Origin of the sequence: Aureimonas sp. SK2 (genome assembly GCF_029813115.1) — a bacterium.
In the GTDB taxonomy this organism is placed as follows: domain Bacteria; phylum Pseudomonadota; class Alphaproteobacteria; order Rhizobiales; family Rhizobiaceae; genus Aureimonas.
The window spans coordinates 403718-424165 of sequence record NZ_JAPZDS010000002.1 but is presented as its reverse complement, the minus strand read 5'-3'; the positions used below and the strand labels follow the sequence as shown (position 1 = coordinate 424165).

General features: G+C 69.1%; 19 protein-coding genes. 15 read left to right on the top strand and 4 right to left on the bottom strand.

What is annotated here, in order from left to right; all coding sequences use genetic code 11:
- Positions 1–139 precede the first annotated feature (139 nt).
- From O5O54_RS04525 to O5O54_RS04515, 3 genes are read left to right on the top strand one after another with little or no spacing between them, the layout of a single operon-like run.
- Positions 140–1936, top strand: a complete 1797-nt coding sequence (locus tag O5O54_RS04525) for an acyl-CoA dehydrogenase C-terminal domain-containing protein (RefSeq protein ID WP_279479312.1) — start codon at positions 140–142, stop codon at positions 1934–1936.
- 22 nt (positions 1937–1958) lie between these two features.
- Entirely contained in the window at positions 1959–2201 is a 243-nt protein-coding gene (locus O5O54_RS04520) for a hypothetical protein (protein WP_279479310.1), read from the top strand.
- Positions 2201–3409, top strand: a complete 1209-nt coding sequence (locus O5O54_RS04515; RefSeq protein WP_279479308.1) for an acetyl-CoA C-acetyltransferase — start codon at positions 2201–2203, stop codon at positions 3407–3409. Before O5O54_RS04520 ends, O5O54_RS04515 begins: the two co-directional genes overlap by 1 nt.
- Before the next feature lie 8 nt (positions 3410–3417).
- Here O5O54_RS04515 and O5O54_RS04510 read toward each other — a convergent pair whose 3' ends face one another.
- Positions 3418–4203 (bottom strand): EAL domain-containing protein, encoded by a 786-nt coding sequence (locus O5O54_RS04510; protein ID WP_279479306.1) that lies wholly within the window; start codon positions 4201–4203, stop codon positions 3418–3420.
- A 149-nt stretch (positions 4204–4352) separates the two neighbouring features.
- On the opposite strand from O5O54_RS04510, the gene O5O54_RS04505 reads away from it, so the two are divergent.
- Positions 4353–6554 carry an FAD-dependent oxidoreductase gene (locus O5O54_RS04505; protein WP_279479304.1) on the top strand — a complete coding sequence of 734 codons (2202 nt, stop codon included), beginning with the start codon at positions 4353–4355 and terminating at the stop codon, positions 6552–6554.
- Between the two features lie 22 nt (positions 6555–6576).
- Here O5O54_RS04505 and O5O54_RS04500 read toward each other — a convergent pair whose 3' ends face one another.
- Positions 6577–7608 carry a YihY/virulence factor BrkB family protein gene (locus tag O5O54_RS04500; protein ID WP_279479302.1) on the bottom strand — a complete coding sequence of 344 codons (1032 nt, stop codon included), beginning with the start codon at positions 7606–7608 and terminating at the stop codon, positions 6577–6579.
- A 314-nt stretch (positions 7609–7922) separates the two neighbouring features.
- On the opposite strand from O5O54_RS04500, the gene O5O54_RS04495 reads away from it, so the two are divergent.
- The 5 genes from O5O54_RS04495 to O5O54_RS04475 all read left to right on the top strand — a co-directional run bounded on the left by O5O54_RS04495 (position 7923) and on the right by O5O54_RS04475 (position 12749).
- Positions 7923–8567, top strand: a complete 645-nt coding sequence (locus O5O54_RS04495; protein ID WP_279479300.1) for a helix-turn-helix transcriptional regulator — start codon at positions 7923–7925, stop codon at positions 8565–8567.
- An 88-nt stretch (positions 8568–8655) separates the two neighbouring features.
- A complete protein-coding gene (locus tag O5O54_RS04490; protein WP_279479298.1) occupies positions 8656–8868 on the top strand; it encodes a dodecin in 213 nt (70 codons plus the stop codon).
- An 84-nt stretch (positions 8869–8952) separates the two neighbouring features.
- A complete protein-coding gene (locus O5O54_RS04485) occupies positions 8953–9780 on the top strand; it encodes a phosphogluconate dehydrogenase C-terminal domain-containing protein (protein ID WP_279479296.1) in 828 nt (275 codons plus the stop codon).
- Positions 9781–9793: 13 nt separating this feature from the next.
- Positions 9794–10822 carry a Gfo/Idh/MocA family oxidoreductase gene (locus O5O54_RS04480; protein WP_279479294.1) on the top strand — a complete coding sequence of 343 codons (1029 nt, stop codon included), beginning with the start codon at positions 9794–9796 and terminating at the stop codon, positions 10820–10822.
- A 1-nt stretch (position 10823) separates the two neighbouring features.
- The gene (locus O5O54_RS04475) at positions 10824–12749 is read left to right on the top strand and encodes a hypothetical protein (protein ID WP_279479293.1); all 1926 of its coding nucleotides are present in this window, start codon (positions 10824–10826) and stop codon (positions 12747–12749) included.
- Here the strand turns inward: O5O54_RS04475 and O5O54_RS04470 are convergent.
- The gene (locus O5O54_RS04470; protein WP_279479291.1) at positions 12737–13450 is read right to left on the bottom strand and encodes a transcriptional regulator NanR; all 714 of its coding nucleotides are present in this window, start codon (positions 13448–13450) and stop codon (positions 12737–12739) included. The two genes, O5O54_RS04475 and O5O54_RS04470, sit on opposite strands and share 13 nt — an antisense overlap.
- 120 nt (positions 13451–13570) lie before the next feature.
- On the opposite strand from O5O54_RS04470, the gene oiaX reads away from it, so the two are divergent.
- Together oiaX and O5O54_RS04460 are read left to right on the top strand one after the other, a co-directional pair.
- Positions 13571–14848 (top strand): 3-oxo-isoapionate-4-phosphate decarboxylase OiaX, encoded by a 1278-nt coding sequence (oiaX, locus tag O5O54_RS04465; protein ID WP_279479288.1) that lies wholly within the window; start codon positions 13571–13573, stop codon positions 14846–14848.
- A 3-nt stretch (positions 14849–14851) separates the two neighbouring features.
- Positions 14852–16177 carry a four-carbon acid sugar kinase family protein gene (locus tag O5O54_RS04460; protein WP_279479287.1) on the top strand — a complete coding sequence of 442 codons (1326 nt, stop codon included), beginning with the start codon at positions 14852–14854 and terminating at the stop codon, positions 16175–16177.
- Here the strand turns inward: O5O54_RS04460 and O5O54_RS04455 are convergent, their stop codons facing one another.
- Positions 16178–17995, bottom strand: coding sequence for a glycoside hydrolase family 15 protein (locus O5O54_RS04455; RefSeq protein WP_279479285.1), 1818 nt, complete (start codon positions 17993–17995; stop codon positions 16178–16180).
- Between the two features lie 347 nt (positions 17996–18342).
- Here O5O54_RS04455 and O5O54_RS04450 point away from each other — a divergent pair, with 347 nt between their 5' ends.
- The 4 genes from O5O54_RS04450 to O5O54_RS04435 all read left to right on the top strand — a co-directional run bounded on the left by O5O54_RS04450 (position 18343) and on the right by O5O54_RS04435 (position 20414).
- The gene (locus O5O54_RS04450; RefSeq protein WP_055890979.1) at positions 18343–18552 is read left to right on the top strand and encodes a cold-shock protein; all 210 of its coding nucleotides are present in this window, start codon (positions 18343–18345) and stop codon (positions 18550–18552) included.
- Positions 18553–18573: 21 nt separating this feature from the next.
- Complete coding sequence (locus O5O54_RS04445; protein ID WP_279479278.1) at positions 18574–18870, top strand: hypothetical protein; 297 nt, start codon at positions 18574–18576, stop codon at positions 18868–18870.
- A 52-nt stretch (positions 18871–18922) separates the two neighbouring features.
- Complete coding sequence (locus O5O54_RS04440; protein ID WP_279479276.1) at positions 18923–19384, top strand: CYTH domain-containing protein; 462 nt, start codon at positions 18923–18925, stop codon at positions 19382–19384.
- Positions 19385–19466: 82 nt separating this feature from the next.
- The gene (locus O5O54_RS04435) at positions 19467–20414 is read left to right on the top strand and encodes a CHAD domain-containing protein (protein WP_279479274.1); all 948 of its coding nucleotides are present in this window, start codon (positions 19467–19469) and stop codon (positions 20412–20414) included.
- Positions 20415–20448 lie beyond the last annotated feature (34 nt).

Below are 20448 nucleotides of genomic sequence, written 5' to 3'. Positions count from 1 at the left end.
TCTCAAGACCCGATCAAGCATCCGCGAGGATCGAGGCCCGGGGAGGCCGGCCCCGCTTGATCGAAGGCCGGAACGGGAGTACAGATCGCAAAGTGACGTTTACGCAAACGTCAAAGATTTGACGCTGGGAGTTCCGTCAATGCCGGTCTATCAGGCCCCCGTCGCCGATACGCTCTTCGTGCTCAACCACCTTCTCGGCTGGGAACGCCACGGCAACCTGCCGGGCTTTGCCGATGCGACGCCGGACGTCGTGGAAGCCATTCTCGGCGAGGCCGGCAAGTTCGCCACCGACATCTTCCTGCCGCTCAACCAGTCGGGCGACCGCGAGGGCTGCCATCGCGCCGCCGATGCCTCGGTGACGACGCCGAAGGGCTTCAAGGAAGCCTACAACCAGTTCCGCGAGGCGGGCTGGGGCGGCCTGTCGGCGAACCCGGACTATGGCGGGCAGGGCCTGCCGCACACGCTGGCGGCGGCGGTCAACGAGTTCCTGTCCTCGGCCAACATGGCCTTCGCCATGTATCCGGGCCTCACGCGCGGCGCGATCGCCGCGATCGAGAGCCACGGCTCCGACGAGCAGAAGGCGCTCTACCTGCCGAAGATGGTGGACGGCATCTGGACCGGCACCATGAACCTCACCGAGCCCCATTGCGGCACGGATCTCGGCCTCCTGCGCACCCGCGCAGTGCCGGCGGAGGACGGAACCTACAAGATTTCCGGCCAGAAGATCTTCATCTCGGCCGGCGAGCACGACCTGTCGGAGAACATCGTCCATCTCGTGCTCGCCCGCATCGAGGGCGCGCCGGAAGGCGTGAAGGGCATCTCGCTCTTCATCGTGCCGAAGTTCCTGCCCGACGAGGCCGGCAACCCGGGTGCGCGCAACGGCGTGTCCTGCGGCTCGCTGGAAGAGAAGATGGGCATCCACGGCAACGCCACCTGCGTCATGAACTACGACGGGGCGACGGGCTGGCTGGTCGGCGAGGCGCACAAGGGCCTGCGCGCCATGTTCACCATGATGAACGAGGCGCGGCTCGGCGTCGGCGTCCAGGGTCTCGCGATCTCCGAGATCGCCTACCAGAACGCCGTCGCCTACGCCCGCGACCGCCTGCAGGGCCGTGCCCTGTCGGGCTCCAAGCACGGCGAGAAAGCGGCCGACCCGATCATCGTCCACCCCGACGTGCGCCGCATGTTGATGACCATTCGTTCGATCAACGAGGCGGGCCGGGCGCTGATCCTCTGGACCGCGCTCAAGGGCGACCTGTCGCACCGGGCCGAGGACGCCAAGGTGCGCGAGGCGGCCGACGATTGGATGGGCCTCCTCACCCCGGTCATCAAGGGCGTCCTCACCGACAAGGGCTTCGAGAACGCGGTCCTGGCGCAGCAGGTCTATGGCGGCCACGGCTATGTCCAGGAATGGGGCATGGAGCAGTTCGTGCGCGACGCGCGCATCGCCCAAATCTACGAGGGCGCCAACGGCATCCAGGCGCTCGACCTCGTCGGTCGCAAGCTGGCGCTGAACGGCGGGCGGGCGATCCAGGCCTTCTTCAAGGAGGTCGGCACCTTCTGCGAGGAGCACCGTTCCAACGAAGCCATGGCGCCCTTCACCAAGTCCTTGAAGAAGGGCCTCAACGACCTCCAGTCGGCCACGATGTGGCTGATGACCAACGCCATGGCCAAGCCCGACAACGCGGGCGCCGCCTCCACCGACTACATGCACCTCTTCGGCCTCGTGGCGCTCGGCTACATGTGGGGCCGCACGGCGGAGATCGCGACGGCGCAGCTGGCGGCGGGCGCCGGCGACGATACATCGTTCCTGGAGAACAAGCTCGTCACCGCGCGCTTCTTCATGGACCGGCTGATGCCCGAGACGGCGGCGCACCTCGCCCGCATCTCGACGGGCGCCGAGTCCATGATGGCGCTCGACGCCGACGCCTTCTGACCACGCCGGAAGGAGATTCTAGGTGCGTGAGCATTTTGTCGAATGGGTCATCGCTGCGCTGAAGGCATATGACGGCGAGGCGACGATCGTCGAAGTTTGCAGACACATCTGGGAGCATCACGAAGGGCAGCTTCGTGAGGCAGGCGACCACTTCTTCACGTGGCAGTATGATGTCCGATGGGCAGCCAATCAGCTAGCTCGAAAGGGCTTTCTCGAATACGGCCGCCGCGGTCGCAACAACCTTTGGATACTTAAGGGCAAGTGATGACCGACGCTTTCATCTACGACCACGTGCGCACCCCGCGCGGCCGCGGCAAGAAGGACGGCTCCCTCCACGAGGTGCCGGCCGTCCGGCTCGGCGCCAAGGTTCTAGAAGCCTTGCGCGAGCGCAACGGCCTGCCGACGAAGGAGGTCGACGACATCATCTTCGGCTGCGTCGACCCTGTGGGCGAGGCCGGCTCGGTGATCCCCAAGGCCTCGGCCTTCGAGGCGGGCTACGACTTCGCCGCCCCCGGCATGCAGATCTCGCGCTTCTGCGCCTCCGGTCTCGACGCGGTGAACCTCGCCGCCGCCAAGGTCGCGGCGGGCTCCGACGAGCTCGTGATCGCGGGCGGCGTCGAATCCATGTCGCGCGTCGGCATGGGCATGTCCGGCGGCGCCTGGATCATGGATCCGTCCGTCGGCATCCCCGCCTACTTCATGCCGCAGGGCGTCTCGGCGGACCTCATCGCGACCAAGTACGGCTTCAGCCGGGACGACGTCGACGCCTATGCCGTGGAATCGCAGAAGCGCGCTGCCAAGGCCTGGGACGAGGGCCGCTTCGGGCGCTCCGTCGTGCCGGTTCGGGACCAGAACGGACTGGTGATCCTGGCGCATGACGAGCACATGCGTCCCTCCACCGACATGCAGTCGCTTGGGAGCCTCAACGCCTCCTTCGCGATGATGGGCGAGATGGGCGGCTACGACGCAGTCGCCATCCAGGCGCATCCCGAGGTTGAGGCGGTGAACCACGTGCACCACGCCGGCAACTCGTCCGGCATCGTGGACGGCGCCGCGGCGGTGCTGGTCGGCTCCAAGGCCGGCGGCGAGACGCTGGGCCTCAAGCCCCGCGCCCGCATCCGCGCCTTCGCCTCGATCGGCTCCGACCCGGCCCTGATGCTGACCGGCCCGGTGGACGTGACGGAAAAGCTCCTGAAGCGCTCCGGCATGGCGCTGTCGGACATCGACCTGTTCGAGCTGAACGAGGCCTTCGCGGCCGTCGTCCTGCGCTACCTCCAGGCCTTCGAGATCGACCCGGCTGTCATGAACGTCAACGGCGGGGCGATCGCCATGGGCCATCCGCTCGGCGCCACCGGCGCGATGATCCTCGGCACCGTGCTCGACGAGCTGGAGCGCCAGGACAAGCAGACGGCGCTCGTCACCCTCTGCATCGGCGCCGGCATGGGCACGGCGACGATCATCGAGCGGGTGTGATGGCGGCCTCAGGCCACCATGCTGCGGCTCGGCCGGTGCGTCGCGCGGATCGACATGTCGATCGCCGGCAGCGCCTCGAAGGCCGGACGGGCGAACCAGTAGCCCTGGAACAGGGTGATGCCGGCGGCCTTGAGCACGGTGAACTCGTCCTCGGTCTCGATGCCCTCGGCCAGGACCTGGATGCCGAGTTCGCGGCAGGCCGTGGCGATGGTCGCCACGATCACCTGGCGCGGGCGGCTGACCTCGATGCCGCGAATAAGCTTCATGTCCAGCTTGATCAGGTCGGGCTGGAAGTCCGCCAGGAGGCCGAGGCCGGCATAGCCGGCACCGAAGTCGTCCAGCGCCGTGATGAAGCCCTGGCGGCGGTACTCGGTCAGGATGTTCTGGAGGTGGCCGGTATCGACAATCTCCTCGTTCTCGGTGAACTCGAACATCAGCGACTGGAGCGGGAAGTCGTGGCGGCGGGCCGCGAGCAGCGTCGCGCGCAGGCACGCGGCCGGCTCGTAGACGGCGTTGGGCAGGAAGTTGATCGACAGGCGCGTGTTCTCGCCCCGCGGAAACAGGTTGGCGGCCAGTTCCAGCGCCTTGACCCGGCAGGCCTGGTCGAAGCGGTAGCGCTGCTCGTCCGAGACCTTGGACAGGATGGCGTAGGCCCCCTCGCCGGCCGTGCCCCGGATCAGCGCCTCGTAGCCCCAGACTTTCGCCGAGGTGATGTCGAAGATCGGCTGGAAGGCCATCGAGAAGTCGAAGTCGAGGGGCTTGCCCGATTGGCACCCTTTGCAGTCCGCAGCCATCGTCCTTCGGTCCCGTCCTCGATGCGATGGGGCCGATTCTATTCACCAAGTCTTTTGAAACACTGAAGGTCCTCGGACTTCGGTGACCTGTCTAAGCAATTCCGCAGAGCTTTGCCGCATGCGGATCGATCGTTCGGGAGAACAAGCGCATGGACCTTCGCAACTTCACCGTAGAGACCGACGCGGACGGGCTGGCGCTGGTCACCTGGGACATGCCCGACCGCTCGATGAACGTCTTCACCGAGGAGGTCCTGCGCGAGATCGATACGCTGGTGGACGCGTTCGCCGCCGATCCGTCGGTCAAGGGCGTCGTGCTGGCTTCCGGAAAGCCGGGCTCCTTCACCGGCGGCGCCGACCTCAACATGCTAGGCGCCATGTTCGCCGCCTTCGAGGCGAAGCAGAAGACGGATCCCGAGGGCGCCGTCGCCGAACTCTTCGAGCGCTGCGGCGAGATGGGCCGGATCTGGCGCAAGCTGGAAACCTCGGGCAAGCCCTATGTCTGCGCGATCAACGGCACCTGCATGGGCGGCGGCTTCGAGCTGGCGCTCGCCTGCCACGGGCGCGTCGCCGCGCAGAGCGCCAAGATGGGCCTTCCGGAAGTCAAGGTCGGCATCTTCCCCGGCGCCGGCGGCACCCAGCGCGTGCCACGCCTGACGGACACTCAAAGCGCCCTTCAGATGCTCCTCAAGGGCGAGACGCTGACGGCCGCCAAGGCCAAGGGCATGAAGCTGATCGACGAGGTCGTGCCCGACGACCAGTTGATCGAGGCGGCGAAGGCCATGCTGAAGGCGGGCCTCAAGCCCGTGAAGGCCTGGGACGAGAAGGGCTTCAAGCTGCCGTCCGGCCCGGTCTATTCGCCGGCCGGCGCGCAGGTCTGGCCCGCCGTCGCCTCGCTCTACCGCAAGGAGACCGCCGACAACTATCCCGGCGCCCGTGCCATCGTGAAATGCGTCTATGAGGGCCTGCTCGTCCCGATCGACGTAGGCCTCCGGATCGAGCAGCGCTACTTCACGGAAGTCCTGCGCAGCACCGAAGCGGCGATGATGATCCGCTCGCTGTTCGTGTCCATGCAGGCGCTGAACAAAGGCGCGCGCCGCCCGGCCGGCGTGCCGGAGCAGACGATTCGAAAGGTCGGCGTGATCGGCGCCGGCTTCATGGGCGCCGGCATCGCCTATGTCGCGGCCAAGGCCGGCATCGAGGTCGTGTTGGTCGACCGCGACCAGGCTGCCGCCGACAAGGGCAAGGCGCATTCGGCAAGCCTCATGGAAGGCCTCGTCAAGAAGGGCCGCGCCAAGCCCGAGGAGGCCGAGGCGCTTCTCGCCCGCATCCAGGCGACGCCGGACTACGCGGCCCTCTCCGACGCCGACCTCGTGATCGAGGCCGTTTTCGAGGACCGCGACGTGAAGGCGGAGGTGAGCCGGCGCGTGGCCGAGGTGCTGAAGCCCGACGCGATCTTCGCCTCCAACACCTCCACCCTGCCGATCACGAGCCTCGCGGAAGCCTTCCCCGACGCCTCGCGTTTCGTCGGCATCCACTTCTTCTCGCCGGTCGACAAGATGATGCTGACGGAGGTTATCCTCGGCAAGGAGACGGGCGACAAGGCGCTCGCCGTCGCGCTCGACTTCGTGCGCGCCATCAAGAAGACGCCGATCGTCGTCAACGACACGCGCGGCTTTTTCGCCAACCGCTGCGTGCTTCGCTACATGACGGAAGCCTACGACATGCTGGTCGAGGGCGTACCGCCGGCCATGATCGAGAACGCGGCGAAACTCGCCGGCATGCCGGTCGGCCCGCTCGCGCTCAACGACGAGACGGCGGTGGACCTTTCCCAGAAGATCATGAAGGCGACGATCCGCGACATGGGCGAAGGGTCGATCGACCCGCGCCACTTCGCGCTCGTCAACGCGATGGTGGACGAGGAAGGCCGGCTCGGCCGCAAGGCCGGCAAGGGCTTCTACGACTACCCGGCCAAGCCCGCCAAGAAGCATCTCTGGCCGGGCCTCAAGGACAAGTTCCCCCAGCAGAAGGCCGATGCGGTCGATTTCGAGGAGCTGAAGCAGCGCTTCCTCGTGACCATGGCGCTGGAAGCGGCGCGCACAGTGGAGGAAGGCGTCGTCACCGACCCGCGCGAGGCCGATGTCGGCTCCATCCTCGGCTTCGGCTTCGCGCCCTATACGGGCGGCACGCTGTCCTACATCGATGGCATGGGTGCGAGCGCCTTCGTGGCGCTCTGCGAGAAGCTGGCCGCCAAGCATGGCGAGCGGTTCCGCCCGACGCCGCTCCTGAAGGAGATGGCCGAGCGCGGCGAGAGCTTCTATTCCCGCTTCGCCCCGGCCAAGGCCGCCGCGTAAGGCAGGCGAACCGGCGAGGGGGTCAGGCCCCCTCGCGCTTCTCCCGCGAGAGCGACCGGCCGATCGTGTCGGCGACGCGCGCCCCGCGCTCGCCGAGCGGCTTGTCGGGCGCGTCGGTCGTGTCCATCGCGGTCTGGTGCTCCATCTCGGCGTTCACCTCGGCGCCGACGATGAAGATGATCGACGAGATCCAGACCCACATCATGAAGCCGATGACGGCACCAAGCGAGCCGTAGGTCATCGAGTAGTTGGCGAAGGACCGAAGGTACCAGGAAAAGCCGATCGAGGCCGCGAGCCAGACGCTGGCCGTCAGGATGGCGCCGAACAGAACCCAGGTCCAGCGCGCCCGGTTGCGGCTCGGCCCGTAGCGGTAGACCATGCTGATGGCGCCGACGATCAGCACGAACACCACCGGCCAGCGCGCGGCGGCGATCAGCTCGTCCGTGTAGCTCTGCGCGCCGACGATCGCCATGAAGGCCGGCACGACGCCCACCGAGACGAAGAGCACGGTGGCGATGAAGAAGGCGCCGATCGTGAAGCAGAAGGCGACCGCGTTCAGTTTCAGGAACGAGCGCTGCTCGTGCTCGCCATAGGCGACGTTCATCGCCTCGAACAGCGTCTTGATGCCGTTGTTGGCGCTCCAGAGCGAGAAGAGAAGGCTGGTCACGAAGCTCGCGGACAGCGAGGCCGGGTCGCGCGTGACGAGATATTCGAGCTGCGAGGTGAGGATGTCGGTGCCCGCCTGCGGCAGGAAGCGCCCGATGAAGGCGATGTGGTCAGCGATCGTCGTCGGGTTGGCGACGATGCCGTAGAAGGAGACGAAGACCGCGAAGGCCGGGAACAGCGCGAGCAGCAGGTAGAACGTGGCGCCCGCCGCGATCAGCATCACGCGGTCCTCGAAGAACGAGTAGTAGAGCCGCCAGATGATGTCCTTCCAGCCGCGCCAGGGAATGCCGAAAGGCCCCGTCGCGTCGCGGCCCCGCCCCGGCTCGCTCGCACGCATGCGCGTTTCCTCGGTCGTATTGGGGGCGAAGCGGAAGCCGATCGTACTCATCCCAGTCCTTCGAGCCAAAACGGCCGCGCGGGCGACCGGGCGGCCCATGAGCCGCCACGATCCATTCGCAGAAATGCCGCATTTGGCCTCCGGGTTCCCGGTCCGCCGTGGAAAGATCGGGAACGGGCCGATCCGCCGCACCAGTGCGAACCCGTGGAAAACCGGCGCCCCGGAGCGGTTTCGAGCCCTTCCGCGGCGTCCGACTTATCGACAGGACGGGAGTCACATCTTAGACAGAATGGGCCGAGGACTATATTCCTCAGACGGGAAGCGGCACCCTGCCGCTCCGGGCCACCAGCCGAAGGGTTTGCCGCATGCTGTCGCATGACAGGATCTGGGCCGCGATCGACGGCCTCGCCGCACGGCTGAAGATGTCGCCCTCGGGGCTGGCGCGCAAGGCGGGGCTGGATCCCACCACCTTCAACAAGTCCAAGCGCACCGCCCCGGACGGGCGGCCGCGCTGGCCCTCGACGGAATCGATCGCCAAGGTGCTGGAGGCGACGGGCACGAGTTCGGAGGCCTTCTTCGCGGGGCCGGACGCGGCCCTGCGCGCGCTCGGCCCCCTCCCCGCGCCGCGCAACGCGGTGCCGCTGCTCGGCTTTGCGGAGGCGGGCGGCGGCGGCTATTTCGACGATGCCAGCTTTCCCGCCGGACAGGGCTGGGAGGAGGTGGAACTGCCGGGCGCCGACGATTCGCTCTATGCGCTCGAAGTCTCCGGCCAGTCCATGATGCCGCTCTATCGCGACGGGGACGTCGTGGTGGTCAAGCCGGGCGCGCCGGTGCGCCGGGGCGACCGGGTCGTGGTGCGCACCAAGGGCGGCGAGGTCATGGTCAAGATCCTCCAGCGCCAGACGGCGCGCACGATCGAGCTCGCCTCCGTCAACCCGGAGTTTCCTGACCGCCAGTTCCCGCTCGCCGAGATCGAGTGGATCGCCCGCATACTCTGGGTCAGCCAGTAGGCGGCAACCCTTTGCGCGAGGGATGGCGCCCCTAGAACGGAAAGGGCCGGCCGCACGGGCGGACCGGCGTCCAGCAGGGAGAGCGCCCATGTCCGAGCACACCTACAAGATCGTCGAGATCGTCGGCTCCTCGCCGGAATCGGTCGAGCAGGCGATCGAGAACGCCATCGCCGACGCGGCCAGGACCGTGCGCAATATCCGCTGGTTCGAGGTCACGGAAACCCGCGGCCATGTCGAGGGCGGCCGCGTAGCGCATTATCAGGTCGGCCTGAAGATCGGCTTCACGCTCGAAGAGTCCTGATCGCCTCTCAAACTCGTCATACCAGTTGACGAGTTCATCACGCCGTGCGAACCCATGGAGGCAATCCAGACTGAAGGATCCTCCATGACTTCGATCGCCCTGTTCGGGGCCGGCGGAAAGATGGGCACCCGCCTTGCCGGCAATCTCAAGGGGTCGCGCTTCGACGTGCGCCATGTCGAGCGCTCCGAGGCGGGCCGCGAGCGGCTGCAGGCGCATCTCGGCGTCACCTGCGTCGACGAGGACGCCGCCCTCGCGGGTGCCGACGTCGTCGTCCTCGCCGTGCCCGACACGCTGATCGGAAAGGTCCTGTCCGGCATCGAGGCCAAGCTCAAGCCCGGCACGATGGTGGTGATCCTCGACGCCGCCGCGCCCTTCGCCGGCCACCTGCCCGAGCGCGCCGACCTCACCTATTTCGTCACCCATCCCTGTCACCCGCCGATCTTCAACGACGAGACCGACGAGGCTGCCAAGCGCGACTTCTTCGGCGGCGTCGCGGCCAAGCAGCATATCGTCTCCGCGCTGATGCAAGGCCCCGACGAGGCCTATGCGCTGGGCGAGGAGATCGCCAAGGTGATCTGGGCACCGGTGATGCGCTCGCACCGCATTACGGTGGAGCAGATGGCGCTCTTGGAGCCCGGCCTGTCCGAGACCGTGACGGCGAGCCTTCTCGTGGTGATGCGCGAGGCGATGGACGAGGTGGTGGCGCGCGGCGTGCCGAAGGAAGCCGCCCGCGACTTCCTACTCGGCCACATGAACGTGCTGGGCGCCGTGATCTTCGAGGAAACGCCGGGCGTCTTCTCCGACGCCTGCAACAAGGCGATCGAGTTCGGCAAGCCGGCCCTGATGCGCGACGACTGGAAGCGGGTCTTCGAGCCGGACGAGCTGATGGCCTCCATCCGCCGCATCACCTGAGCGGGATCGTCCCATGAGCGAGCTACGCGGCGCCCTGATCGGCTGCGGCTTCTTCGCCGTCAACCAGATGCACGCCTGGGGCGACATCCCGGGCGTCTCCATCGTCGCGATCTGCGACCGCGACGAAACGCGATTGCGTGAGATGGGCGAGCGCTTCGGCGTCGCCCGGCGCTTCACCGACGCGGAGGCGATGCTGCGCGAGGTGCGGCCCGACTTCGTCGACATCGCCACCACCGCGCCGAGCCACCGCGCGCTGGTGGAACTCGCGGCGTCGCTGACGATCCCCGCGATCTGCCAGAAGCCCTTCGCGCCCACCATGGACGACGCGCGGGCGATGGTCGTCGCCTGCGAGAGCGCCGGCGTGCCGCTGATGATCCACGAGAACTTCCGCTGGCAGTCGCCGATCCAGGCGGTGCGGCGGGTCTTGGACTCCGGCGAGATCGGGGCGCCCTTCTTCGGCCGCGTCTCGTTCCGCTCCGCCTACGACGTCTATGCCGGCCAGCCCTATCTGGCAGAGGGCGAGCGCTTCATCATCGAGGACCTCGGCATCCACGCCCTCGATATCGCCCGCTTCCTGTTCGGCGACGTCGCGCGCATCACCGCGCGCACGAAACGCGTGAACTTGGCGATCCGCGGCGAGGACGTCGCGACCATGCTCCTCGATCACGAGGCGGGCTTCTCCTCCGTGGTGGACTGTTCCTACGCCACGAAGCTGGAGACCGAGCGCTTCCCGCAGACGCTGGTCGAGATCGACGGGGCGGACGGCACGATCCGGCTGGACGAAGGCTATCGCCTGACCGTGACCGGCCCGAACGGCACGCGGCACGAGGACGTCTCGCCGCCGCTCCTCTCCTGGGCCTCCCGCCCCTGGCACAACATCCAGGAGAGCGTCGCGCTGATCCAGCGGCACTGGGTCGAGTCCTTGAGCGCCGGCACGGAGCCCGCGACGTCCGGTCGCGACAACCTGAAGACCTTCGCCTTGGTCGAGGCCGCCTATCGCAGCGCCGCGACCGGCGCGACGCTCGACCCGTCGGAGGTCTGACATGGCGGACGCGCTGAAGCTCTTCGGCACGCGCGAGGAGGTCGCCCCCGCGCGGCGTCTCCGGGCGGGGCGGCTCACGGCCGATCTCGTCTCCGGCAACCTGCGCGGGATCGCGTTTGCCGGCGTCGAGGTGCTGCGCGCCGTCTCCTATGTCGTGCGCGACCGCGACTGGGGCACCTACGATCCGCCGATCCGCGACCTCCATGTCGAGGAAGGCGGGAACCGCTTCCGGGTCCGCTACCGGGCCGAGGTCGAGGCGCCGGACGGCGCGCGCCTCGCCTACGAGGCCACGATCGAGGGCGAGGCCGACGGACGCCTGTCCTTTGCGGTCGAGGCCCGGCCCGACCGGCCCTTCGAGACCAACCGCTGCGGCTTCTGTGTGCTGCATCCGATCGAGGGCGTCGCCGGCACACCGCTCCGCGTGGAGCACACCGACGGACGGGTGGAGGAGGCGCGGTTTCCCGATCGGATCGAGCCCTGGCAGCCCTTCCAGGACATTCGCGCGCTGACGCACGATCCCGCACTCGGCCTTTCCGCCACCTGCCGGATGGAGGGCGATGCCTTCGAGATGGAAGACCAGCGCGCCTGGTCGGACGCGTCCTACAAGACCTACGTGCGCCCGCTGGCCAAGCCCTGGCCCTACCGGATGGAGGCGGGGGTCGCCGACCGTCAGTCGGTGACGCTGCGCATCGAAGGAGCCGAAGGTTTTGCCGGCGCCGAGTCCCGGGACGAAGCCGGCCCGGTCCGGCTCCGGCTCGGGGCCCCTCTTCCTCGCCCCATGCCGCGCTTCGGCCCCGCCGTCGCACCCGAGGAGGCGGAGGCGGTGCTCGACCGGCCCGAGCGGCTGGCCGATCTCGCGCCCGCCTTTCTGCTCTTCCATCTCGACCCGCTCGCCGGCCACGGCTCGGGCGCGCTGGAAGCCTTCGCCCGCATCGCCGCCCTGGCGCCGCAGGCCGAGCGCGTGCTTGAACTCGTCCTGCCCGGCCGGGACGACCCGCAGGCGGAACTCGCCGACGTTGCCCGGATGGTCGAAGCGTCGGGCCTCCGTCCACAGGCGCTCGTCGTCAGCCCCGATGCCGATCGCCGGTCGACGCCGCCCGGCAGCGCCTGGCCGGCCTGCCCGCCGCTGGACGCGGTCTACCGCGCCGCCCGCGCCGCCTTTCCGGGCGTCACGCTCGGCGGCGGCATGGTCAGCTATTTCACCGAGTTGAACCGCAAGCGCGTGCCGCTCGAAGGCCTCGACTTCGTCACCCATGCGACCAACCCGATCGTCCACGCCGCCGACGATCTTTCGGTGATGCAGACGCTGGAGGCGATCCCCTTCATCACGCGCTCGACCGAAGGCTTCGTCGACGCCAAGCCCTACCGTCTCGGACCGACGACGATCGGCATGCGGCAGAACCCCTACGGCTCGCGCACCATGCCGAACCCGGACGGGCGGCGCGTTCCGATGGCGCACGACGACCCGCGCGCGAGAGGCCAGTTCGGCGCGGCTTTCCTGGTCGGCTACGCCGCGCGCCTCGCGGGCTCCGCCGTCGAGGCCTGGGCGGGTGCGAGCCTTGCCGGCCCGCACGGGCTTTTTCTCGACGGGGGCGGGGTCGCGCCGGCCTATCACGTGGCGCGGGGGCTCGCCGCGGTCGGTGGCGCCGAGCGGCTGGAGCTTCGCTCCGGCCGGCGCGGGACGGTGGACGGCTTCGCCGCCCGCCGCGCCGACGGCCGGCGTGAGGTCTGGCTCGCCAACCTCACGCCGGAAACGCAGGACGCTGTGCTGGAGGGGATCGCCCCCGGCGCCACCCTCTCGCTGCTCGATGAAGCCGCCTTCGACGCGGCGGCCGGCGGCGCGATGCCGCCGGAGCGGCCCGTCGAGGAGCCCTTGCGCCTGCCGCCCTATGCGGTCGCCCGGCTCGTCCTCGCTCAGGCGCTCTGATGGCGGAACTGTTCGCGCGAGCGCTCGAGATGGCGCACCATCGCCGCCTCGGCGGCATCGGGATCGCCGGCGGCGATGGCCTGGAGGATCTCCTCGTGCTCCAGGAGGGTGACGTTCTCCCGGCCGCTCCAGATCAGGAGCTCGTTGTGGTACTGGCGCAGCCATCCGAGCATGGATTCGGCCACCGCCTCGAAGATCGGGTTGCCGGGAATGGCGGCGATCCGCGCGTGGAAGCGCATGTCCGTGCGCACGAAGAGTTCCGGCGTGCCGAGCGCGTCGCGCTGCTCGGCCAAGAGCGCGGCGAGCGCCTCGACATCGGGCGGATCGGCGCGCTCGGCGGCCTGGCGCACGATGCCCCGCTCGAAGAAGATGCGCGCCTCCTTCAGGTGGCCGAGCGCGGCGGGCGATGTGGTCAGCATGATCTCGGCCGCCCGGTCCACCTGCCCGAACAGCGAGCGCGGCGTGAGGCTGAGGACCTTGGCACGCTCCCCGTGCGAGATGGCGACGAGCCCCATGCCGTTCAGCGTCTGCATCGCCTCGCGGATCGCCGGCCGGCCGACGCCGAAACGCTCCATCAGCTCGCGCTCGGAGGGCATCTGGTCGCCGGGCTTCAGCTCGCCCGACGTGATCATCGCCTTCAGACGCTCGTAGACTTCCGCGGACAGCTTGCGGCGGACGATCGGTTCGAACGGCTTCACCATGCCTGACGCTTCCGCTCCCGATCCTTGCGCCGCCGAATGCGGCGGCCTCTGCGCTGGTATCGCGACCATACCAGATGCGCCGCCCCCGCGCTTCCCCTCCCCTTCCCACAGGCCTCGCCCATGAGCGACGACATCGTCCTGACCTACCGGATCGAGACGCCGGGCAGCGTCGAGAAGCTGGCCGCAAAGATCGCGAGCGACCAGTCCACGGGCACCTTCGTTCCGCTGCCGGGCGAGACGCCGGAGCTGAAGGCGCGCGTCGCCGCGCGGGTCCTGGCCGTGCGGCACCTGGAGCCCGCTTCCGAACCCGCCTTCGGGCGCAGTCATGACGACCTCGCAGAGCCCCGCGTCTTCCAGTGCGGCGAAGCCGACATCGCCTTTCCCATGGAGGCGATCGGCACCGACCTCGCCGCCCTGATGACCATCGCCATCGCCGGCACCTTTTCCATCAAGGGCTTCAGCGGCATCCGGATCACCGGCCTGAAGCTGCCGGAGGCCTTCGGCCGCGCCTGGCCCGGGCCGCAGTTCGGCATCGAGGGGTCCAAGCGGCTCACCGGCGTCTCGGGGCGCCCGATCATCGGCACCATCGTCAAGCCGGCGCTGGGCCTGCGCCCGCCCGAAAGCGCGGCCATGGTGCGCGAGCTGGTGGAGGCCGGCGTCGACTTCATCAAGGACGACGAGAAGCTGATGAGCCCGGCCTATTCGCCGCTCGACGAGCGTGTGAAGGCGATCATGCCGGTCGTGCTCGACCACGAGCAGCGCACGGGCAAGAAGGTGATGGTCGCCTTCGGCATCTCCGCCACCGACCCCGACGAGATGATGCGAAACCACGACACGGTGCTGGCCGCCGGCGGCAATGCGGCCGTCGTCAACATCAACTCGATCGGCATGGGCGCCATGGCCTTTCTGCGCAAGCGCTCGGGGCTGGTGCTCCATGCCCATCGCAACGGCTGGGACATCCTCACGCGCCACCCCTCGCTCGGGCTCGACTTTTCGGTCTACGAGACAGTCTGGCGCCTCCTCGGCGTCGACCAGTTCCAGATCAACGGCATCGGGGCGAAGTACTGGGAGCCGGACGAGTCCTTCCGCCGCTCCTACGCGGCGCTGCGCCGCCCGCTGTTTCGCGAGGACGACCGGCCGCTCCCCGTCGTGTGTTCGGGCCAATGGGGCGGGCAGGCGCCCGAGACCTATGCCGCGGCGCGCTCGACCGACCTCCTGTACCTCTGCGGCGGCGGCGTCGTCAGCCATCCGATGGGCCCGGCGGCGGGCGTGCGCGCGGTCCGGCAGGCGTGGGAGGCCGCCGTGGCCGGCATCGACCTTGCGACCTTCGCCGCCGACCGCCCCGAACTCGCCGCCTCGCTCCGCGCCTTCGGCGGGCCGGACGCCAAGGGAGCCTGAGCCATGACCGCGCCTCTCCTCGCCTTCTACGGCGACGACCTGACCGGCTCGACGGACGTGATGGAGTCGCTGGCCTCCAGCGGCATCGAGACGGTGCTCTTCACCGAAGTGCCGACGCAGGCGCAGCGGGCGAAGTTTCCGGACGCCCGGGCGATCGGCCTTGCCGGCACCAGCCGCAGCGAGACGCCGGCCTGGATGGACGAGAACCTGCCGGCCGCCTTCGCGTGGCTGAAGTCGCTGGGCGCCGACCTCACCCACTACAAGGTCTGCTCGACCTTCGATTCGAGCCCGGCCATCGGCTCGATCGGGCGCGCCGCCGAGATCGGGCGCGCCCTGTTCGGCGATCGCCCCGTGCCGCTCGTCGTCGGCGCGCCCCCGCTCAAGCGCTGGACCGCCTTCGGCCACCTCTTCGCGGGTTACCGGGGCGAGACCTACCGCATCGACCGCCATCCCGTCATGAGCCGCCATCCGGTGACACCGATGCGCGAGGCCGACCTCGCCCTGCATCTCGCCGAACAGACGACTCTTTCCGTCGCCCTCTTCGACCACCTCGCCCTAACGGTGCCGGACGCCGACGCCCGGCTCGACGCGATCCTCGCCACCGATCCCGGCCTCGTGCTTCTCGATGTCCTGAACACGGAAACGCAAGGCGCGGTGGGGCGCCAGCTCGAACGGTTGGCGCAGGCGGGCTGCCGCTTCGCCGTCGGCTCCTCCGGGGTCGAATACGCGCTGACGGCGCATTGGGCGAAGACCGGCCGCATCGGCGCCCCCGCCGCCTTCGCGCCGCTCCCGCCGGCGGAGCGCATCTCGGTCGTCTCGGGAAGCTGCTCGCCCACGACAGAGCGCCAGATCCGGCATGCCGGCGAGAACGGCTTCGAGCCGATCGCCTTCGACCCACGCGCCATCGTGGCCGGCGACACGGCGGCGGTCGAGGCCGTCGAGGCGCGGGCCGAAACCGCGCTCCGAGCCGGTCGCTCGGTGATCGTCCACACCGCCATGGGGCCGGAAAGCGACATCGGGGCGGAATTTGCCGAAACGGAGGGCGCGCGCCACGCCATCGGGCGCGGGCTCGGCCGGCTCCAGGCGGGCCTGGTGCGACGCCTCGGCCTCGGCCGCGCGGTGATCGCGGGCGGCGACACGTCAAGCCACGCGCTGCGCCAGCTCGGCATCCACGCGCTCACCACCCGCCTGCCACTCGCCGACACGCCGGGCTCGCCCCTGGCGCTGGCCCACAGCGACGATCCGGCCTTCGACGGGCTCGAGATCGCGCTGAAGGGGGGCCAGGTCGGCGGCGACGACTATTTCTCGCGCATCCGCGACGGGCGCTGATCAGAGATCGCAGCCGTCGAGGGTCGCGGCCGTCTGGATCAGCGCGAGATGGCTGAGGCCCTGCGGCATGTTGCCGAGATAGGCGAGCGACTTCGGATCCACCATCTCGGCCAGGATGCCGGCACCCCGGTCGCCCAGCGCGTCGAGCACCTCGTCGAAGCGCAGACGCGCCTCGTCGCGGTGGCCGAGCAGCGCCAGCCCCTCGATGATCCAGAAGGTACAGGCGAGGAAGCAGCCCTCGTGGCTCTCCACGCCGTGGTAGCGATAGTGGAAGAGGCCCTTTCGCAGCTTCGCGTCGAGCGCCCGCAGCGTCTTTTCCAGGCGGTCGCGCCCGTCGAACCCGAAGCGCACGGCGAGCGCGAGCGAGGCGTCGAGTTCGTCTCCGCCCGGCACCATGACATAGGACTGGTGCCGCTCCGACCAGCAATTGGCGTCCACCCAGGCGGCGATCCGGTCGCGCGAGCGAGCCCAGCGCTCCCGGCAGGTGGAGGGGATGTGGCCGCCGTCGGCGAGTTCCACCGCGCGCGCCAGCGCCTGCCAGGCGCTGATCTTCGACATCGTGTAATGCCGGCGCTCCGAGAGTTCCCAGATGCCGGAATCGGGCTGGCGCCAGGTCTCGGCGCAGCGGTCGGCGACGCCCGCCAGCACCGCCGCGCTGCGCGGGTCGAGCACGTTGCCGCCCGCCACGAAGCGGGCCGCCGTCTCGAAGATGTCGCCGTAGATGCCGTGCTGGTGCTGGCCGGCGGCCTGGTTGCCGCGCCGGACGGGGCGGCTGCCGCGATAGCCCGGCACGTCGATCTCCACCTCCTCGCCAAGAAGCCCGCCTTCCAGCGTATAGCAGACCAGTGCGCCGTGCTCGGCCAGCCGCTTGATCAGCCAGGTAAAGGCGCCCTTGGCCTCGGCCGAGGCGCCGATGCGCAGGAAGGCCTTGATCGTGTAGGACGCGTCGCGAACCCAGGCGTAGCGGTAGTCGTAGTTCTTTTCGCCCCCGATCCCCTCCGGCAGCGAGGTCGTGGCAGCCGCGGCGATCGCCCCGGTCGGCGAGTAGAGAAGGAGCTTGAGCGCCAGCGCGCTGCGGATCACCTGCGGTCGGTAGGAACCGTCGAACTGGATCCCGGCGCACCATTGCCGCCATTCGCCGTCGGTCACGTCGATGCGGGCGTCGATCCGCTCGGGCGCCTCGACCACCAGCGGCTCGTCCTCGCCTGCCACGATCGCGACCACCTCGCGCGCGCCGGCTACGACGCTGACCCGGCCCCGGATCTCGCCGTCGCCCTCCTCCTCGATCACCACGCCGTCGCTGGTGCGCAGGAGGCCGATCACCGAGCCCGCATGGAAGGTCGTGGCGTTGGCGTTGGCGAAGAGAAAGGGGCAGATCGTGTCGGCCTGCGTGCCGAAGACGAGGCGCAGCTCGAACGCGACCTCGCCCTCCAGCCCCTCGATCCGGCGCGCCAGTTCGCACCAGGGCAGCCGGCCGCCCGAGCCGCTGTTGAGCGACTCCACCAGCCGCGCCCGCCCCCCCGGTCCCTCGAACACCGTTTCCAAGACGTTGGAGTCCGGGCGGTAGGTGCGCTGCGCCCGGTAGTCGCCGACCGGCGTCAGGGAGAAGAAGCCGCCGCGCTCCTCGTCGAGGATGCGATCGAGCATCGGGGCCGAGTTCATGTTGGGCACGCACCACCAGTCGATCGACCCGTCGAGCCCGACCAGCGCCACGGATCGCCCGTCGCCGAGCGCCGCGTAGGCTTCGAGCGGCAGGGCCTTCGGCCGTCCCGGCAGCGCGACGGTGGGATCCAGTGCCGGTTTCACGCGGTTCAGCATGAGACGGCCTGGATGCGGTGCGAGGGCATTTCGAGGCGCATACGCTGCGACGGGAGGCGGAGGGGCGAGGCGGGATCCATCATCGTAACCAAATGCGTGGGCGCCCAAGGAAGATCCTGCGGCAGAGGCGCGCATGCGAGGCGATGACACATCATATTGTCCGACTGAAGAGATAACCCCGGCTTGCCTTTTTCTTCGGGCACGGGCATATCGAAGCGGTCGTGAGATGGCCGGACGTTTGGCCCTGCGCCGCCAGCGCGGCGCCTGCTTATCCCGTTTCATCGCGATATTCGAAACTGGAGCGCGCCGGAAGGCCGCCGACGAACGCTTGCGTAGAAAGGTGTCCCATGGCTACGGGAACCGTGAAATGGTTTAACTCCGACAAGGGCTTCGGCTTCATCGCCCCCGATGATGGAGGTCAGGACGCCTTCGTGCACATCACGGCGGTGCAGCGCTCGGGCCTCGACGGCCTGACGGACGGCCAGAAGGTCAGCTTCGAGCTCGTCGCCGACCGCAAGACCGGCAAGCTCGCCGCGCAGAACCTCAAGGCTCTCTGAGCCCTGTAAAGCCGGCCCCGCGTGGCCCGCGATCCCGCCCGCCGAACCATCGGCGGGCTTTTTTTTGCGTGCCGCCAGCTCCGCGCAGGCTTGGCGTGCCAGCATCATCCCGTCGCCCGGCTTCGACCACGGATGAACTGGCGGACCGCGACGACGACCACCGCCAAGATGGAACCCTGCGCCTTCCGGCTGCAGGGTTTTTTCTTGGGCGTCGATCCGTTGGCGGATTTCGGCGTCGGCCTGACGATCATGCCCGACCTGCGTGATCTTCGCGCCCCTCCCCTTCATCCGCAACGAGCGAAAGGAACTGTTCGTTGAGGACGACTGATGGCGCTTGACGGAACGGGCCGGCGCGCGACCTTGAACGCTCATGGGAATCGAGATCGAGCGAAAGTTCCTCCTCAACGGCGACGGGTGGCGCCAGGAGGCGGACGAGGGGACGCGGATACGCCAGTTCTACTTGGCGGTCCGCGAGGATCTGACGGTCCGGGTGCGTCTGCGTGAAGGGCGAGGCGCCATGATGACCGTGAAGACCGGCGCGGGCCATGCCCGCGGCGAATATGAATATCCCATCCCCGAAGCCGACGCGGCCGAGCTGGAGGCTGCCCGCGTCGGCCTAGTCGTGTCCAAGCGCCGTCATCTCGTGCCGCTTGGCGATCTCACGATCGAGGTGGATGTCTTCGAGGGCGCGCTGGCGCCCCTGGTCATGGCCGAGATCGAGCTGCCCGCCCTTCACCATCCTGTGGCGCTCCCCGACTGGATCGGCAGGGAGGTGACGCGCGACCCGCGCTACACCAACGCCGCCCTCGCGCTGAACGGACGCCCGGATTGACGATTCCCGGCGCAGGGCGCCGTGTTTCCCCCCTGCTGCGCCCTAGATGGGTACTTCGGCCGTTCCGGCCGCAGAGGAGAGCATGGCCTACCGCTTCGACCCCCGTATCCCCGTCGACGCCTCCATCCGGCGCGCCGCCCAGGAACAGATCGACAAGGCGGTCCGCGACCTGTCGGACGGCGAGGATAATCGGCACGAGGCGGTCCACGAGGCCCGCAAGCGCCTGAAGAAGCTGCGGGGGCTGGTGCGTCTCCTGCGCGCGGCCGAACCCAACTTCGCCGCCGCGGAGAACGCGCGCTATCGCGATGCCGGCCGCACCCTTTCGGGCGTGCGCGACCGCACGGCGCTGATCGAGGCGCTGGACGGGTTGGAGGCGCGCTTCGCCGGCGAGGTCGAGAGCCCGTCCTTCGCCGTGGTGCGCACCGCGCTGGAACTCAAGCGCCAGGCCGCGATCGAAGCGCAGGGCAGCGCCGAGGACGTGGCGGCCGCCGCGATCCGCAGCCTCAAGGAAGGGCGGCTGGCACTCGACGCGCTGGTGCTCGGCCGCAAGGCCGGCCGCAACCGCGGCCAGGTCGTCTCCGCCATCGAAGCCAACTATCGCCGCGGCCGGCGCGACCTGAAGACGGCGCGCCGCAGCGGCCATGCGGAAGACTTCCACGATCTGCGCAAGCGGATCAAGTATCTCGGCATGCACCTCAAGCTCCTAGAGGATGTCTGGCCTGCCGTGATCGCCCCCTTGCGCGAGGAGGCCGACCGGGCGGCCGACGCGCTCGGCCGCGACCACGACTATGCCGTGCTCCATGCCGAGATGCTGGCCGATCCGCGCTCCTTCGGCGCGCGAGCCGATCTCGACATAGTGCTGGCACTCCTCGACCGACACCAGACCGAACTGCGCGCGGAAGCCGCGGAGACCTGCGGCCGGCTCCTCGCGGAAACGCCCGAGGCTTTCGCCGCCCGCATCGCCCGGCTTTGGGACCTCGCGGCAAAGGCGCCCGATCCGGCCGCCCCGCCGGAGCCCGCTGCGCCCTGAGGGCTTGCACTGAGGGTCGCGGCGTCGCAATCAG